The organism is Streptomyces sp. NPDC059852, assembly GCF_042731455.1.
Lineage (GTDB): Bacteria > Actinomycetota > Actinomycetes > Streptomycetales > Streptomycetaceae > Streptomyces.
Map to the genome: position 1 here is coordinate 252,175 of NZ_JBHWJK010000001.1, position 15,839 is coordinate 268,013.

Annotated in this window: 13 protein-coding genes, 2 tRNA genes and 1 pseudogene; 11 read left to right on the forward strand and 5 right to left on the reverse strand. The window is 68.4% G+C overall.

Annotated elements, in window-relative coordinates; genetic code table 11:
* Positions 1–1,087: 1,087 nt before the first annotated feature.
* Both ACFV46_RS01150 and ACFV46_RS01155 read right to left on the reverse strand, forming a co-directional pair.
* Positions 1,088–1,672 carry an AAA family ATPase gene (locus ACFV46_RS01150; protein WP_385496639.1) on the reverse strand — a complete coding sequence of 195 codons (585 nt, stop codon included), beginning with the start codon at positions 1,670–1,672 and terminating at the stop codon, positions 1,088–1,090.
* Positions 1,642–2,400, reverse strand: a complete 759-nt coding sequence (locus ACFV46_RS01155; RefSeq protein WP_344410674.1) for a GntR family transcriptional regulator — start codon at positions 2,398–2,400, stop codon at positions 1,642–1,644. The genes ACFV46_RS01150 and ACFV46_RS01155 overlap by 31 nt, the downstream gene beginning before the upstream one ends.
* A 205-nt stretch (positions 2,401–2,605) precedes the next feature.
* On the opposite strand from ACFV46_RS01155, the gene ACFV46_RS01160 reads away from it, so the two are divergent.
* From ACFV46_RS01160 to ACFV46_RS01180, 5 genes and pseudogenes are all read left to right on the forward strand, one after another.
* Entirely contained in the window at positions 2,606–2,836 is a 231-nt protein-coding gene (locus tag ACFV46_RS01160) for a hypothetical protein (protein ID WP_385496640.1), read from the forward strand.
* The gene (locus ACFV46_RS01165; RefSeq protein WP_385496641.1) at positions 2,833–3,567 is read left to right on the forward strand and encodes a helix-turn-helix domain-containing protein; all 735 of its coding nucleotides are present in this window, start codon (positions 2,833–2,835) and stop codon (positions 3,565–3,567) included. Before ACFV46_RS01160 ends, ACFV46_RS01165 begins: the two co-directional genes overlap by 4 nt.
* Before the next feature lie 35 nt (positions 3,568–3,602).
* Entirely contained in the window at positions 3,603–4,985 is a 1,383-nt protein-coding gene (repSA, locus tag ACFV46_RS01170; protein WP_385496643.1) for a replication initiator protein RepSA, read from the forward strand.
* A gap of 2 nt (positions 4,986–4,987) precedes the next feature.
* Positions 4,988–5,199: pseudogene (locus ACFV46_RS01175) on the forward strand (excisionase family DNA-binding protein).
* Positions 5,199–6,332, forward strand: a complete 1,134-nt coding sequence (locus tag ACFV46_RS01180) for a tyrosine-type recombinase/integrase (RefSeq protein ID WP_385496644.1) — start codon at positions 5,199–5,201, stop codon at positions 6,330–6,332. Before ACFV46_RS01175 ends, ACFV46_RS01180 begins: the two are co-directional and overlap by 1 nt.
* Positions 6,333–6,401: 69 nt before the next feature.
* Here ACFV46_RS01180 and ACFV46_RS01185 read toward each other — a convergent pair.
* Positions 6,402–6,472: transfer RNA gene (locus tag ACFV46_RS01185), tRNA-Gly, on the reverse strand.
* Positions 6,473–6,603: 131 nt separating this feature from the next.
* Here ACFV46_RS01185 and ACFV46_RS01190 point away from each other — a divergent pair.
* The 5 genes from ACFV46_RS01190 (at position 6,604) to clpX (ending at position 11,357) form a co-directional block, all read left to right on the forward strand.
* Positions 6,604–6,680 (forward strand) — tRNA-Pro (locus ACFV46_RS01190).
* 210 nt (positions 6,681–6,890) lie between these two features.
* Complete coding sequence (gene tig, locus ACFV46_RS01195) at positions 6,891–8,285, forward strand: trigger factor (protein WP_283290971.1); 1,395 nt, start codon at positions 6,891–6,893, stop codon at positions 8,283–8,285.
* Between the two features lie 269 nt (positions 8,286–8,554).
* On the forward strand, positions 8,555–9,163 hold the full coding sequence (locus ACFV46_RS01200) for an ATP-dependent Clp protease proteolytic subunit (protein ID WP_055570713.1): 609 nt from the start codon (positions 8,555–8,557) through the stop codon (positions 9,161–9,163).
* 52 nt (positions 9,164–9,215) lie between these two features.
* The gene (locus ACFV46_RS01205) at positions 9,216–9,896 is read left to right on the forward strand and encodes an ATP-dependent Clp protease proteolytic subunit (RefSeq protein WP_151783989.1); all 681 of its coding nucleotides are present in this window, start codon (positions 9,216–9,218) and stop codon (positions 9,894–9,896) included.
* Positions 9,897–10,073: 177 nt separating this feature from the next.
* The gene (gene clpX, locus ACFV46_RS01210) at positions 10,074–11,357 is read left to right on the forward strand and encodes an ATP-dependent Clp protease ATP-binding subunit ClpX (protein ID WP_062669900.1); all 1,284 of its coding nucleotides are present in this window, start codon (positions 10,074–10,076) and stop codon (positions 11,355–11,357) included.
* Positions 11,358–11,442: 85 nt separating this feature from the next.
* On the opposite strand, the gene ACFV46_RS01215 is transcribed toward clpX, so the two are convergent.
* Complete coding sequence (locus tag ACFV46_RS01215) at positions 11,443–11,691, reverse strand: hypothetical protein (RefSeq protein ID WP_361923947.1); 249 nt, start codon at positions 11,689–11,691, stop codon at positions 11,443–11,445.
* 392 nt (positions 11,692–12,083) lie between these two features.
* Positions 12,084–13,010, reverse strand: coding sequence for a hypothetical protein (locus ACFV46_RS01220; RefSeq protein WP_385496647.1), 927 nt, complete (start codon positions 13,008–13,010; stop codon positions 12,084–12,086).
* 136 nt (positions 13,011–13,146) lie between these two features.
* Here ACFV46_RS01220 and ACFV46_RS01225 point away from each other — a divergent pair, with 136 nt between their 5' ends.
* Positions 13,147–15,771, forward strand: a complete 2,625-nt coding sequence (locus tag ACFV46_RS01225) for a valine--tRNA ligase (RefSeq protein ID WP_385496648.1) — start codon at positions 13,147–13,149, stop codon at positions 15,769–15,771.
* Positions 15,772–15,839 lie beyond the last annotated feature (68 nt).

The following is a 15,839-nucleotide window of genomic DNA, read 5'->3' on the forward strand; positions in this document are numbered from 1 at the left end:
GCTCGACCTCCCCTGCTACTCCCCGCTGTTCCCCCATCGTGCGGGCACGCGAAGGGCACGCCAGGTTGTGCGGTTCGAACTCCCTTTGGCAGAAGTAGTCCTGGGATGTGTTACCTTCGCCTCTGGATGGTGCGTGGACCCAGGTGGTCTGCCCCATCTCCCACCTGAGGGGACTCGGCCAGGTGTCGAGCGATCAGGACGGTGGCCCTTATGGCCTGCTGCCCCGGTAGCAGCAGTGCCCAGGGGATAAGCCACCCGACAAGGAAGGCTGCTCGTTCTCAGAGGAGCCGCAGGAACGAAGTTTCGACTGGAGGGCACACCCTTCGGTCACTGCTCAGCATTGACCTGAGCATGCATTTCAGGCAGTTGTGGCTGCCTGCTGCTGAGCCCTGATGCCGGGCAGGACCCAGCTCTGACCATTTTGGATGTGGTCTGAGCTGAGCCTGTCCTTGTGGGTATCGGTTCAACCACCTTGTTGTGAAAGGTGTACGGACCCATGGGGACCGGCTTCGTTCCGTCTACCAAGGCGCTCGTCTTCACCATTGGGATCTTGTTTTCAATGGTGGTGGGCCTCCTGGGGACTTTCATTCTGCTCGTTGTACAACCACTGGCTCTGGCTGTCTTGGGCGGTGGTACGGCCTTCAGTACTTCGATGGGCCTCTGGATCGCGGCTATGGCGCTGTGGAGCCGCCGCTGATTGACCTGCTGCTCCCGCTAGCTGCAGTGATTCCGCAAGGGCGGCGTAGCGACTTTGGCCGGGAGCTGCTTTGGCGCGAGTGATCATGGCCCCGTAAGCTTCCGGCGCGTCGGGCAGTCTGTGGACCTGCCCGCTAAAGCACGACGTTGGGGCCATGATCTTCGAGGCTCGCGCCAAAGTGGCTGGCTAAAGTCGCGGAGCCGACCGCCCCAGCCACAGCGGGTTTCCCTCCTCGCCCGCATGCACGCAGCGCGCCGCCGGGCGCGGCCAGCCGGGGCGAAGACAGGAGGCAGGCCGCGCCGCAGAGGCGGCGCGCGCCCGCGCCGTGCGCGGGCACTTGATGAGGTAGAGAAACCTGTAACTCGTGCCCTGGCGGCCTCGTGCTTCCGGCTATGAGCGGTCCAGCTCCGCTTGCAGAGTCTTGAGTACGGACTCGGGGTCCCCGTCATAGACAAGGTGCGGTTCGTCGGGCTTCGGGGCCACGAATCGCTTCCGGTAGCGGATCAGGTCGCTCTCGGCGAAGTAGATCGAGTTCGGGTCGTCCTCGTGACGGGCGTTGCGCTTGCTCACGCGCGACCACAACTCCTCGTGGCTGGCCTCCAGATAGACCAGCACCGAGACTGCGCCACCTTCAGCGGCAACGGATCGCCAGTGAGCGCGGTCTTCCAGCGTCCAGAAGCCGTGATCCACCACCACATCGTGTCCGGCCTGGAGCTGCTCGCGGAGCAGGACCGAGGTCTCTTCAAGGATCGGTCGCTCAAGCGTCGGGAACGTCCCTCGAGGGAAGTCGACCCCGTACACGCCGTGTCGGCGGAACATCTCCTCGTCCGGGCAGAGCCTGACGAAGCCACGGGCTGTCAGCTCACGGGCAAGAGTGGTCTTCCCTGAGCCGGGCAGTCCTGCCATGAGGACGCAGAACGGTTGACGAGCGGGGTTCACGTCCGTCACTGGGTGACTTCCGATTCCGTCTGCCACGTACGACCGGGGCCGCCGAGGTCCACGCCGTACTCGACGACGGTGCCTTCGCTGTCCACGAACTTCGCGGTCATGACGACCACCGGTTCCCGCGGGGCCTTCGCGGGGTCCAGCTCCAGGAGCTCCGCGTCCTCGGGGGTGAGCAGTCGTGCCGATGCGGTGTCGAACCGGTGCGTGATGGGTCGGCCGGTGGCCTGCGCGATGAGTTGCAGCGACGTTCCGCCCGTCAGCCGCTCGCTGCTCGTTAGTTGTGGGATCAGCTCTCCGTACCGGACCGGGATCCATGACGTCGAGTGGGCGACGATGCCGTGCCGGTCGCGGTAGACCCGGCTGCGCCGGATCACCTCGGAGCCGGGCTTGATGTCCAGTGCTTGTGCCACTTCTGCGGGCGCCGGCACAACCGAAGCCCGGTGCGAGTCGGACCGTTCGCCGGTTCCCCAACTGGAGCCGGTGCGGCGCCCTCGATCCTGGCGCTGCGAGCCGGAGGACATCGGGGCGGGGCGGTCCAGGACCTCGGTGCCGATGCCGTGAATGCCTCGAACAAGACCCTCGTTGCGCAGCTTCCGCAACGCCTTCTCAGCGGTCGCGGCGCTGACCTTCCACTCCTGCGAGAGGTTCTTGATGCTCGGCAGCAGCGAGCCCGGCTGGAGTTCTCCGGACGTGATCAGCTCCGCGTAGTGGGCGGCAATCTGCGCGTAGGGCGCCCGATTGTCTGCCTGGTCCGCCATTGCGTCGGCTCCCTTGTCTCTGTGGCTACTTCCCTAGCGTACCGCTTGACACCCTAAGGTGCCCTAGGGAACCTTAGGGATGTACCGCCGCACGGATGAGAGAACTCGGCACGACCTACGTCTGCCCAGGGACGGCGCCTCAACCGCCAAGAAGATTCGCCGCCCCTGGCTCCCTCGAAGGGAAGTCCCATCATGCCCGTGACGCTTGCTGACGCGCACCCGGCGCCGTTATCTGCCCCGCCTGTCCCGCCGCGATGACGCTGTAGTCCTGGCCTCGCCGTGCTGGGCCTGCGGCGCGTTCGGAGGACTCGACTGGATCAACGTGGACGGCATCGGCGTTCTGGTCCACGGTCAGGAACGCTGCCCGGTGGCCGTGCCCTTCGTATGGGAGACGGGCCAGCCGGTGACCTCGCTCGCTGAGGCGGTGGCCGCATGACCTCCGCCACGATCACCGGGAATGAGCGGCTGCGTGCCGCCATGGTCGCCGCGAACGTCACCATCGAGGGCCTGGCCGACCACCTGGGCATCGACCCGAAGTCGGTGGATCGCTGGCTGAACACCGACCGGACCCCGCACGCCCGCAATGCCGAGGCCGCCGCCAAGTACCTGCACGCGGACGCTTATCACCTGTGGCCCAGGCTGGGCGAGCGTCACCGCTCCACGCCGACCGCACAGGATGAGGTCGTCGCCTGCTACCCGATGCGCTCCACCGCCCCGTATGCCCTGTGGCGCACGACGCTAGCCGGTGCCACGACGGTCATCGACCTGGCGGTGTCCAACCTGCTGTTCCTGGCCGACGCGGTCTGGGACCTGCCGACCCTGCTGGCCGACAAGGCATCGGCCGGCGTCCGCGTCCGGATCGTCACCCCGGAAGATCCGGCCGGACCGGTCACCGGGCTAAACGACGTCTTCCCCTCGCTGCTGACGGTCCCCGGCCTGCGCCTGTCGACGCACCCCGGCCTGCGGGCCGACGTCCTGCGCGCGGACGATGACCTGCTGGTCACCACACCGATCGACGGCTCCACCCCGGCTCTGGCTCCGGTCCTGCACCTGCGCCGGTTAGGCCCGGCGCCCCTGACCGGCGGCTACCTGGCCACCCTCGATCACCTCTTCGCCACCGCCACACCCGCCCGGCCGGTGGCGCACCTGCGGGCGGTGGCCGCGTGACCCACCTGCCCGTATCCACGGCTGCCGTCGCTGACGTGGCGGCAGCCGTGGGTACCGACCCCCTCACCCTCGCCGACCTGCTCCGGGTCGCCAACACGCCGGGATTCGACCGCTGGCAGGAGCAGATCCGCCGCACGGGCGGCTGCTCCAACCCGATCCACCTGCACGGCTCGACGGTCACCCGCGACGCGAAGACCGGCGACGTCCTCTACTCCTACTCCACCGATCAGGAGCCCGGCGGACGCCTGCGGGTGGCCTGCGGCAACCGGCGTGCCTCGCGGTGCCCGGCCTGTGCCTGGACCTACGCGGGCGACGTCTACCACTTGATCCGTGCCGGGATCACCGGCGACAGCCGCATGGGCATCCCCGGTCGGGTGCGTCACCACCCCGGAGTGTTCGCCACCCTCACCGCGCCCTCGTTCGGCCCGGTCCACAACCGCCCCGCCTCGGGCCGCTGCCGCTGCGACTCCCAGCATCCCGCCGACGATCCGGCCCTCGGCACCGCCCTCGACCTCGAGTCGTACGACTACGCGGGGGCGGTGCTGTGGAACAACCATGCGGGGGACCTGTGGCGGCGCTTCACCATCTACCTGCGCCGGGAGGTCGCAGCCCGCGCGGGCATCACCCAGGCCGCCCTACGGGAGACCTGCCGGGTCTCCTTCGGCAAGGTGGCCGAGTTCCAGAAGCGGGGCGCGGTGCACTTCCACGCCGTGGTGCGCCTCGACGGCCCGGAAGGCCCCGACGCCCCGCCCCCGGCCTGGGCGACCGTCGCTCTCCTCGAGGCGGCGATCCGGGCGGCGGCTGCTCGGGTCGCGGTGCCCGTCCCGTCCGCCGGCGCTTTTGCTGCGCGCGTTCTGCGGTGGGGATCGCAGGTCGACGTCCAGGCGATTGGCGGTATGGACGGGGTGGAGCTGACGGATCAGGCGGTCGCCTCCTACGTCGCCAAGTACGCCACCAAAGCCGCCGAGGCCACCGAGACCGTGGACCGCCGTATCGGAGAGCTGTCGGAACTGGACAAGCTGGCCTTGCCCGCGCACACCCGGCGCCTGATCGAAGCCTGCCGGGACCTGGACGACGCCTACCCGGACCGGCTGCTGTGGCGCTGGGCTCACATGCTCGGCTTCCGCGGCCACTTCATGACCAAGTCCCGCGCCTACTCGACCACGCTCACCGAGCGGCGCCAAATTCGAGCCGACTACCGAGCCCGTCAGGAACGCCGCGAACGTGGCCTGCCCGACCCGGACGACGTTGAGGGCAGCACGCTCACCCTCGCGCACTGGACCTACGCGGGGCACGGCCACAGCCCCGGTGAATCCTGGCTCGCCGCGACCATCGCCCGAGACATCCGCCTCAACCGAGAGACAGCACGCGAAGCCCTGACCGAGCTGCAAGACCGAGAGACCACGGGGGAGTGGTGACCATGGAACGCCTTCTCGACGTGCACCAGGTGGCCGAGCTCTGCTCGGCACCACCGTCCGCTTTCCTCGGCGCCTGATCGAGGAACGACGGATCGCCTTCGTCAAGATCGGTCGGCACGTCCGCATCCCGGAGAGTGCCGTTGCGGCCTTCATCGCCGAGAACACCGTCCAGCCGGTCACGGCTCGTCCGGGGACGCTCAGGAGGGTTGCCTGATGGCTGTGAAGCGCCGACAGTTCGGCCGTGTGCGCAAGCTCCCTTCCGGCCGCTACCAAGCCCGGTACGTCGGCCCTGACGGCGTCCTGCGGCCCGCCCCGGACACCTTCCGTACGAAGAGGGACGCGGACGCCTGGCTGGCGGACAAGCAGACCGAGATGCGGCGTGGCGACTGGCACGACCCGGATGCCGGGAGGGTGCCATTCGGCTCGTACGCCGCCGCATGGATCGCTGAGCGGGAGCTGACGAACACCACGCGCCAGCTCTACGGCTCGCTCCTGCGGCACCACCTGGAGCCGACTTTCGGGAGCGTCAACGTCACCGACATCTCGCCCCCCTTCGTGCGGCGCTGGCGTGCGGACAAGCTCGCCTCCGGTACCGGCCCGACAACGGTCGCCAAGGCGTACGCCCTGCTGAGGGCGATCCTGGGCACGGCGGTCGCCGACCAGATGATCCGGCGCAACCCCTGCACGATCCAGGGCGCCAGCACCGTGCACACCCCGGAGCGCCCCACCGCCACGGTCCAGGAGGTCTACGACCTGGCCGACGCGATCCAACCCCGCTACCGGGTGCTCGTGCTGATGGCCGGGTTCCTCGGACTGCGCTGGGGCGAGCTGATCGGGCTCCACCGCCGGGACATCGACCTGGAGGCCGGCGCCCTGCGGGTCCGCCGAGCGGTCACCGAGCTGAACAACGGCGAGCGTGAGATCAAGGCCCCCAAGAGCGCTGCTGGCAAGCGGACAGTTTCGATCCCGGCTGTCATCGTGCCGGACATCCGTGATCACCTGGAGCGCTACGCCGAGCCCGGGGCGGACGGTCGCGTCTTCGTCGGGGCCAAGGGCGCGACCCCGCGTCGGAACCACTTCAACCGGCTGTGGCACAAGGCGTGCGAGTCGGCAGGGGTCAAGGGCCTGCACTTCCATGATCTTCGGCATACGGGCAACACCCTGGCGGCGTCCACGGGAGCCAGCACGCGTGAGCTGATGGCGCGAATGGGCCACAGCACCGCGCGGGCCGCGCTGATCTATCAGCACGCGAGCGCCGACCGTGACCGGCTGATCGCCGAGGCGCTGAGCGGCCTGGTCGACAGGGGGCGCAGACCTAAGGGGCACGCAGGGGGCACGGCGGGCTGAACACCGCCCCGCAAAACGATCAGGGCCAGGCGGAGGAGTAACCCTCCGGCCTGGCCCTGAGCCGTTCAGAGCGGGCGACGGGAATCGAACCCGCGTAGCTAGTTTGGAAGACTAGGGCTCTACCATTGAGCTACGCCCGCACAGCGACGCGCCGCAGGTCAGTGACCGCGGCACTGAAGGCATCGTAGCGGGTCGGCCCCCCTCGTCGCACACCCCCGCAATGCGGAGGCCGCGTCGGCTGCGGGCATGTACCCTACGTGTCGCACCAGCACGGGGTGTGGCGCAGCTTGGTAGCGCGTCCGCTTTGGGAGCGGAAGGCCGTGGGTTCAAATCCCGCCACCCCGACCACGACCGGTCACCGCCGGCCCCCGCACGGCCACCTCGTGTGATCGCGGCCGATGATCGCCTTTGGGGCGCGTCCCTCGCTGCCGTTACTATGCAAGCTGCACGCCCGTGTGTCTCTCCGTACGAAGTCACGAAGTCCTCCCGGGCGGCGAATCCGCCGGACCGTTCTGGTCCCGGCAGAACCCGAGAAGTCAGCCACAAGGAGACCGAACCGTGAAGAGCGCCGTGGAGACCCTGAACCCGACCCGGGTTCGGCTCACTGTCGAGGTGCCCTTCGAGGAGCTCAAGGACAGCCTCGACGCGGCGTACAAGAAGATCAACCAGCAGGTCACGGTGAAGGGCTTCCGCAAGGGCAAGATCCCGGCCCGCGTCATCGACCAGCGGTTCGGCCGTGGCGCCGTGCTGGAGGAGGCCGTCAACGACGCGCTTCCGAAGTTCTACACCGAGGCCGTCAACGAGGCCGAGATCGACGTCCTGGGCCAGCCCGAGGTCGACATCACCGAGCTGAAGGACGGCGAGACGCTGAACTTCACCGCCGAGGTCGACGTCCGCCCCGCCATCGAGATCCCGGACTTCTCCGGCATCGAGGTCGAGGTCGACGCCGTCGAGGTCACCGACGAGGACGTCGAGAAGTCCGTCGAGCAGCTGCGCGAGCGCTTCGCCTCGACCTCCCCGGTCGAGCGCGCCGCCCAGGACGGCGACGTCGTCACCATCGACCTGGAGGCCAAGGTCGACGGCGAGGTCCTCGAGGACGGCATCGCCAGCGGTGTCTCGTACACCATCGGCTCCGGCGAGCTGCTGGACGGCATCGACGACGCCGTGAAGGGCCTGGAGGCCGGTGGCGAGGCCACCTTCACCTCCGAGCTCAAGGGCGGCTCGGCGGCCGGCAAGGAGGCCGAGGTCACCGTCAAGGTCACCCAGGTCGCCGCCCGTGAACTGCCCGAGCTGGACGACGAGTTCGCGCAGCTCGCCTCCGAGTTCGACACCCTCGACGAGCTCAAGGCGGACAGCCGCAAGCGCCTCGAGAACATGAAGCAGTACGACCAGGCCACGCAGGCCCAGGAGCGCGTCCTGGAGAAGCTGCTGGAGCTGGTCGAGGTGCCCGTCCCCGAGAAGCTCCTCGAGGACGAGATCAACACCCGTAAGCACAACCTCGAGCACCACCAGCTCGGCCAGATGGGCCTCGACCTCGCGAAGTACCTGGAGATCCAGGGCAAGACCGAGGAGGAGTTCGACGCCGAGACCAAGGAAGCCGCGGTCAAGGGCATCAAGACGCAGTTCGTCCTCGACGAGCTCGTCAAGCAGGAGAAGCTGAACGTCAACCAGGAGGAGCTCACCGAGCACCTCATGCGCCGCGCCGCCTCCTCCGGCATGTCCCCCGACCAGTTCGCCCAGGCGGTCGTCGAGGGCGGCCAGGTTCCGCTCCTGGTCGGCGAGGTCGCCCGCGGCAAGGCCCTGGCCGTCGTGGTCGAGAAGGCCACCGTCAAGGACACCAACGGCGAGGTCGTCGACCTGGACGACGAGGACGAGGTCGAGCAGGCCACGGAGACCGTCGAGGCCGCCGAGGGCACCGCCGACGAGGCCGCCGAGGAGAAGTCCGAGGGCTGAGCCGGCGACAGCGCCAGCACACCTGGGAAGGGCCCGGAGGATCACATGATCCCCGGGCCCTTCCGGCATGCTCCCGGCGCGCCGCCGGGCACCGCGGACCCCGAGGCGCTACGCCCCCGGCGAACACCTGCCGCTCCGGGATTCCCCGAAGGGACCAGCGCGTTAGGGTCCATGAGTATGAGGGCAGGGGAGTCCCCGTTGCCCACGCAGGACACGTGAGACGGCCCGGCGCCGTCGTAAGACGAGCAGGTGGATACGTGACGAATCTGATGCCCTCCGCCGCCGGTGAGCCTTCCATCGGTGGTGGCCTCGGTGACCAGGTCTACAACCGGCTGCTCAACGAGCGGATCATCTTCCTCGGCCAGCCGGTCGACGACGACATCGCGAACAAGATCACCGCGCAGCTGCTGCTCCTTGCCGCAGACCCCGACAAGGACATCTACCTCTACATCAACAGCCCCGGCGGCTCGATCACGGCCGGCATGGCGATCTACGACACCATGCAGTTCATCAAGAACGACGTCGTGACGATCGCCATGGGTCTCGCGGCCTCCATGGGGCAGTTCCTGCTCAGTGCGGGCACCCCGGGCAAGCGCTTCGCGCTGCCGAACGCCGAGATCCTGATCCACCAGCCGTCGGCCGGTCTGGCCGGTTCCGCCTCGGACATCAAGATCCACGCCGAGCGGCTGCTGCACACCAAGAAGCGCATGGCCGAACTCACGTCCCAGCACACGGGCCAGTCGGTCGAGCAGATCACCCGCGACTCGGACCGCGACCGCTGGTTCGACGCTTTCGAGGCCAAGGAGTACGGCCTCATCGACGACGTCATCCCGACGGCCGCCGGGATGCCGGGCGGCGGCGGCACCGGGGCGGCCTGACGGCCCCCTGCGCAGCCCCCAGCCGACCGCCACAGCCCCTAGGAGACAGACAGTGAACGACTTCCCCGGCAGCGGCCTGTACGCCCGCACCGAGGCCGAGTACACCGGCCCGCGCGCCGAGTCCCGCTATGTGATCCCGCGGTTCGTCGAGCGCACCTCGCAGGGCATCCGCGAGTACGACCCGTACGCGAAGCTCTTCGAGGAGCGCGTGATCTTCCTCGGCGTCCAGATCGACGACGCCTCCGCCAACGACGTCATGGCGCAGCTGCTGTGCCTGGAGTCGATGGACCCCGACCGCGACATCTCGGTCTACATCAACAGCCCGGGCGGCTCCTTCACCGCGCTCACGGCCATCTACGACACGATGCAGTTCGTGAAGCCGGACATCCAGACGGTCTGCATGGGCCAGGCGGCCTCCGCCGCCGCGATCCTGCTGGCCGCCGGTACGCCCGGCAAGCGCATGGCGCTGCCCAACGCCCGTGTGCTGATCCACCAGCCGTACAGCGAGACCGGCCGGGGCCAGGTCTCCGACCTGGAGATCGCCGCCAACGAGATCCTCCGGATGCGCTCGCAGCTGGAGGAGATGCTGGCCAAGCACTCCACCACGCCGATCGAGAAGATCCGCGAGGACATCGAGCGCGACAAGATCCTCACGGCCGAGGACGCGCTGTCGTACGGGCTGATCGACCAGATCATCTCCACCCGGAAGATGAACAACAGCGACGTCCGCTGACGCGGACCGGGTATTGTCTGCTGCCCCTTGGCACGGTTTGGGATGGTGCACGTCAAAGTGAACCGCGCCAAGGGGGGCCCGAACGGGGGCCCAGGCAAGGTACCGTCGACATAAGGCAGCACCAGGAGCCGCTGGACGCGATGTCCAGTCGTCTCCACGGCGAAGGGGAAGCACACCGTGGCACGCATCGGTGACGGCGGCGATCTGCTCAAGTGCTCGTTCTGCGGCAAGAGCCAGAAGCAGGTCAAGAAGCTCATCGCAGGCCCTGGTGTGTACATCTGCGACGAGTGCATCGATCTCTGCAACGAGATCATCGAGGAAGAGCTCGCGGAGACCAGTGAGGTCCGCTGGGAGGAACTCCCGAAGCCGCGCGAGATCTACGAGTTCCTCGAGGGGTACGTGGTCGGCCAGGAAGCGGCCAAGAAGGCGCTCTCGGTCGCCGTGTACAACCACTACAAGCGCGTCCAGGCCGGCGAGAACGGCGGCGGTCAGAACCGCGAGGACGCCATCGAGTTGGCGAAGTCCAACATCCTGCTGCTCGGCCCGACGGGCTCCGGCAAGACGCTCCTCGCGCAGACGCTGGCCCGCATGCTCAACGTCCCGTTCGCCATCGCCGACGCGACGGCGCTGACGGAGGCCGGGTACGTCGGCGAGGACGTCGAGAACATCCTGCTGAAGCTGATCCAGGCCGCCGACTACGACGTCAAGAAGGCCGAGACCGGGATCATCTACATCGACGAGATCGACAAGGTCGCGAGGAAGAGTGAAAACCCCTCCATCACGCGCGACGTGAGCGGCGAGGGCGTGCAGCAGGCCCTCCTCAAGATCCTCGAAGGCACGACGGCCTCGGTCCCGCCCCAGGGCGGCCGCAAGCACCCGCACCAGGAGTTCATCCAGATCGACACGACGAACGTCCTGTTCATCGTGGGCGGCGCGTTCGCCGGACTGGAGAAGATCATCGAGTCCCGGGCCGGCGCCAAGGGCATCGGCTTCGGCGCGACGATCCGCTCGAAGCGGGAGCTGGAGTCCAAGGACCAGTTCGAGGACGTCATGCCCGAGGACCTGGTCAAGTTCGGCATGATCCCCGAGTTCATCGGCCGCCTCCCCGTCATCACCTCGGTCCACAACCTGGACCGCGAGGCGCTCCTGCAGATCCTGGTCGAGCCGCGCAACGCGCTGGTGAAGCAGTACCAGCGCCTCTTCGAACTCGACGGCGTCGAGCTGGACTTCGAGCGCGAGGCCCTGGAGGCCATCGCCGACCAGGCCATCCTCCGCCAGACCGGCGCGCGCGGCCTGCGCGCCATCATGGAGGAGGTCCTGATGTCGGTGATGTACGAGGTCCCGTCCCGCAAGGACGTGGCCCGCGTCGTCATCACGGCGGACGTCGTCCACTCGAACGTGAACCCCACCCTGATCCCCCGAGACGCCCGCCGCGGCCCGGGGGAGCAGAAGTCGGCGTAACCGCCACCCCGTCGACAAGACGCCCGGCACTCGAGCGGAGTGCCGGGCGTTTCGTCGTGCTGTGGGTCGGGGCCGAGCCGATCGTCTAGTCAGGGTTGCGGCGGGTCTCTCCGTAGCACACCCCGACCAGCCTGTCGCCGTCGAAGAGCCCTCCATCGATACGGACGGTCTCGATGCCCTGGGAGTCCGTGGCGCTGGTGTTCAGGGTGCCAGTGGTTCCCGCACCCTTGGTGTTGTGGTGCCAGCTCCAGTTGTGGGTATCGCCGTCCCGCTGCTTCGTCACGAGACGGATCGCCGGGTGAAGGCCGTCGGCAAAGGTGTCCTTGGCCTCCATGTGGAGGTTGGTCAGCTGCTCAGGGCTCGCCCAGTTCCACGAAGCTATGAGCCGGCCTTGGACGGGGCTGGTCACGCTTGCGCCCGCGATCACAGCTGGTCGCGGCTTCGTAAGCCGCAGCCGGACTCGCTGAGACGGCGATGAGCGTCGCCGCCGCGGTGCCCAGCACAGCGGAGTAGCGGTATCTAGGTCGCATGACATCCCTTCAGTTGAACCCGACAGCGCGGTTCGCTTGAGTTCAGAGATCATTCTGCGGCGCAGCCTTTCGAATAACTGTGCGTTTCCTGTCTGTGTGACCAGGACCTCACCCGGCGTATCCGAGTGTGTCGGGTCCTGCAGACAGAAAGGGTCCCCAGCCGATCGGCTGGGGACCCTCGATACCCGGTGCCGTGTCAGGCCTTGACGCGTACGTCCTTGCGGAGCTTGGCGGCCAGGTCCGCGGTGTTCGCGACCGAGCTTCCTTCGCCGCCGGCGAAGGACGCGATGTCGAAGTAGGTCACGATGGCCACCGTGCTGTGGTCGCCCCACACGCACATGGGCATCTTGATCGACTTGGGTGCGCCGTCGGTCGCCTCGTCGTTGGAGATCTCGGCGACCTGGCACTTCATGATGCCGTTCTCGAGCCCGGACGGAGAGACCTTCTCCGGGCTGCCGACCAGCTTGCCCTCGGTGGCGCTGCCCTGGTCCTTCTCCGACTCCGTCTTCATCTTGGCGAACATCGCGTCCACGACGGCCTCGGGGTCGTCGATGGTGCCGTAGACCCCGTGGAACGAGAGCGTCTTGGCGCTGAGGCCCTCGCCCTTCTGGTAACCGGCGCCGACGTCCGTGGGGTTGTCCACCCCCCACTTCTCGAACTCCGACTTGTCGCTGTCGGTCATCGAGTCCGCGGCGCCCCCGCTCTCCGACTTCTTGTACTCGCCGTTCAGGACGTTCGCGGGCGTCGTCAGCTTGTGGGCGCCGTCGTCCGCCACGTCGGACGAGCCGCTACCGCTGCCCCCCAGAACGAAGTACGCGCCGACCGCGATCGCCGCCACGACCGCCACCGCGCCGATGATCAGGCCGGCCTTCTTGCCGCCGCCGGACGGCTGCGGGGGCTGGGGCATGCCGTACGGCTGCTGGCCGTAGGGGGGCTGCTGCGGGGGGACACCCTGGGGAGCCTGCTGCGGGTAGCCGTAGCCCGGCTGGGGCGGCGGCGCCTGCTGCGGGTAGCCGTAACCGGGCTGGGGTGCCTGCGGCTGCTGGCCGTACGGACCCGGCTGGCCGTACGGACCGGGCTGCTGGGGCTGCCCGCCGTACGGGCCCGGCTGGTTGTAGCTCATTTCTGGGTTCCCCTCCAGACGCTTATGTGTTCCTGACATCCTGGCGCAGAGTCGTCGGTCCCACGGCATCGGGGTGCCCACCGTTACAGAACAAAGGCGTTTCGGGACACGCCCGAGACACCCCTAAACTGACCTCGTGACCGAGAACGCTCAGCAGCAGCCACCAGCGCCCGACACCGAACTGCCGACCCAGTACGCGCCGGCCGATGTAGAGGGGCCGCTGTACGAGCGCTGGGTAGAGCGCGGTTACTTCGAGGCGGACGAGAAGAGCGACAAGCCGCCCTACACCATCGTCATCCCGCCGCCGAACGTCACCGGCAGCCTGCACCTCGGGCACGCCTTCGAGCACACGCTCATCGACGCCCTGACCCGCCGCAAGCGCATGCAGGGCTTCGAGACGCTGTGGCAGCCCGGCATGGACCACGCCGGCATCGCCACGCAGAACGTCGTCGAGCGCGAGCTCGGCAAGGAGGGCAAGTCCCGCCACGACCTCGGCCGTGAGGCGTTCGTCGAGCGCGTCTGGAAGTGGAAGGGCGAGTCCGGCGGCCAGATCTCCGGCCAGATGCGCCGCCTCGGCGACGGCGTCGCCTGGTCCCGTGAGCGCTTCACCATGGACGAGGGCCTCTCCCAGGCCGTCCAGACCATCTTCAAGCGCCTCTACGACGACGAGCTGATCTACCGCGCCGAGCGCATCATCAACTGGTGTCCGCGCTGTCTGACGGCGATCTCGGACATCGAGGTCGAGTACCAGGACGACGACGGCGAGCTGGTCAGCATGAAGTACGGGGAGGGGGACGACACCATCGTCGTCGCCACGACCCGTGCCGAAACCATGCTCGGTGACACTGCCGTCGCCGTTCACCCCGACGACGAGCGGTACAAGCACCTCGTCGGCAAGCTCATCAAGCTGCCGCTCACCGACCGCTCGATCCCGGTCGTCGCCGACACGCACGTGGACCCCGAGTTCGGCACGGGTGCCGTCAAGGTCACCCCGGCCCACGACCCGAACGACTTCGAGATCGGCCAGCGTCACGACCTGCCGGCCATCACGATCATGGACGAGCACGCGGTCATCACCGCCCACGGCCCCTTCCAGGGCCTGGACCGCCTCGAAGCCCGCTCCGCCATCGTCGCCGCGCTGCGCGCCGAGGGCCGGATCGTCGCCGAGAAGCGCCCGTACGTCCACTCCGTCGGCCACTGCTCCCGGTGCAAGACCACCATCGAGCCGCGCCTGTCCATGCAGTGGTGGGTCAAGGTCGGCCCGCTCGCCAAGGCCGCCGGTGACGCGGTCCGCGACGGCAAGGTCAAGATCCACCCGCAGGAGATGGAGAAGCGGTACTTCGACTGGGTCGACAACCTCCACGACTGGTGCATCTCGCGGCAGTTGTGGTGGGGCCACCGCATCCCCGTCTGGTACGGGCCGAACGGTGAGGTCGTCTGCGTCGGCCCCGACGAGGAGCCGCCCACCGGCGAGGGCTGGCGTCAGGACACCGACGTCCTCGACACCTGGTTCTCCTCCGGCCTGTGGCCGTTCTCCACGCTCGGCTGGCCCGAACAGACCGAGTCGCTCGCGAAGTTCTACCCGAACTCCGTCCTGGTCACCGGCTACGACATCCTCTTCTTCTGGGTCGCCCGGATGATGATGTTCGGCCTGTACGCGATGGACGGCACCCCGCCGTTCCACACCATCGCCCTGCACGGCATGGTCCGCGACCAGTTCGGCAAGAAGATGTCGAAGTCCTTCGGCAACGCGGTCAACCCGCTGGACTGGATGGACAAGTACGGCTCCGACGCGCTCCGCTTCACCCTCGCGCGCGGCGCCAACCCGGGCGTCGACGTCCCGATCGGCGAGGACTGGGTCCAGGGCTCCCGGAACTTCGCCAACAAGATCTGGAACGCGACCCGCTTCGCGCTGATGAACGGCGCGACCGTCGAGGGCCCGCTGCCCGACGCGTCGAAGATGTCCTCGACGGACCGCTGGATCCTCTCCCGCCTCAACTCCGTCGTCGCCGAAGTCGACGCGTTGTACGACGACTTCCAGTTCGCCAAGCTGTCCGACGCCCTGTTCCACTTCGCGTGGGACGAGGTCTTCGACTGGTACGTCGAGCTGTCCAAGACGACGTTCCAGGCGGGCGGCGAGGCGGCCGAGGTCAGCAAGCGCGTCCTCGGCGAGGTCCTCGACGTCACGCTGAGGCTGCTGCACCCGGTGGTCCCGTTCGTCACCGAGACCCTGTGGACCACGCTGACCGGCGGCGAGTCCATCGTGATCGCCGACTGGCCGGCCGACAGCGGCTTCCGCGACCAGGGCGCCGAGCGGGAGATCGAGTCGCTCCAGTCCGTCATCACCGAGGTCCGCCGCTTCCGCGCCGACCAGGGCCTCCAGCCCGGCCAGCGGGTCCCGGCCCGGCTGACCCTGGACGGTACGGCCCTCGCCGCGCACGAGCCGGCCATCCGCCAGCTCCTGCGCCTCCAGCCGGAGGGCGACGCCTTCACGGCGACGGCGACGCTGCCGGTCGCGGGCGCGGAGGTCGCGCTCGACCTGTCCGGCGTGATCGACGTCGCGGCCGAGCGCAAGCGCCTGGCCAAGGACCTCGCCGCCGCCGAGAAGGAGAAGGCCCAGGCCACGGCCAAGCTCGGCAACGAGGCGTTCCTGGCGAAGGCCCCCGACCAGGTGGTCGACAAGATCCGCGGCCGCCTCGCGAAGGCGGACGAGGACATCGCCCGCATCACGGCCCAGCTGGAGCGCCTGCCGCAGGCGTAGGCGGTACGACGGCCAGGAGGCCCCCGGTGCTCTCGGGCACCGGGGGCCTTGCCGTACGCCGGGCTGCC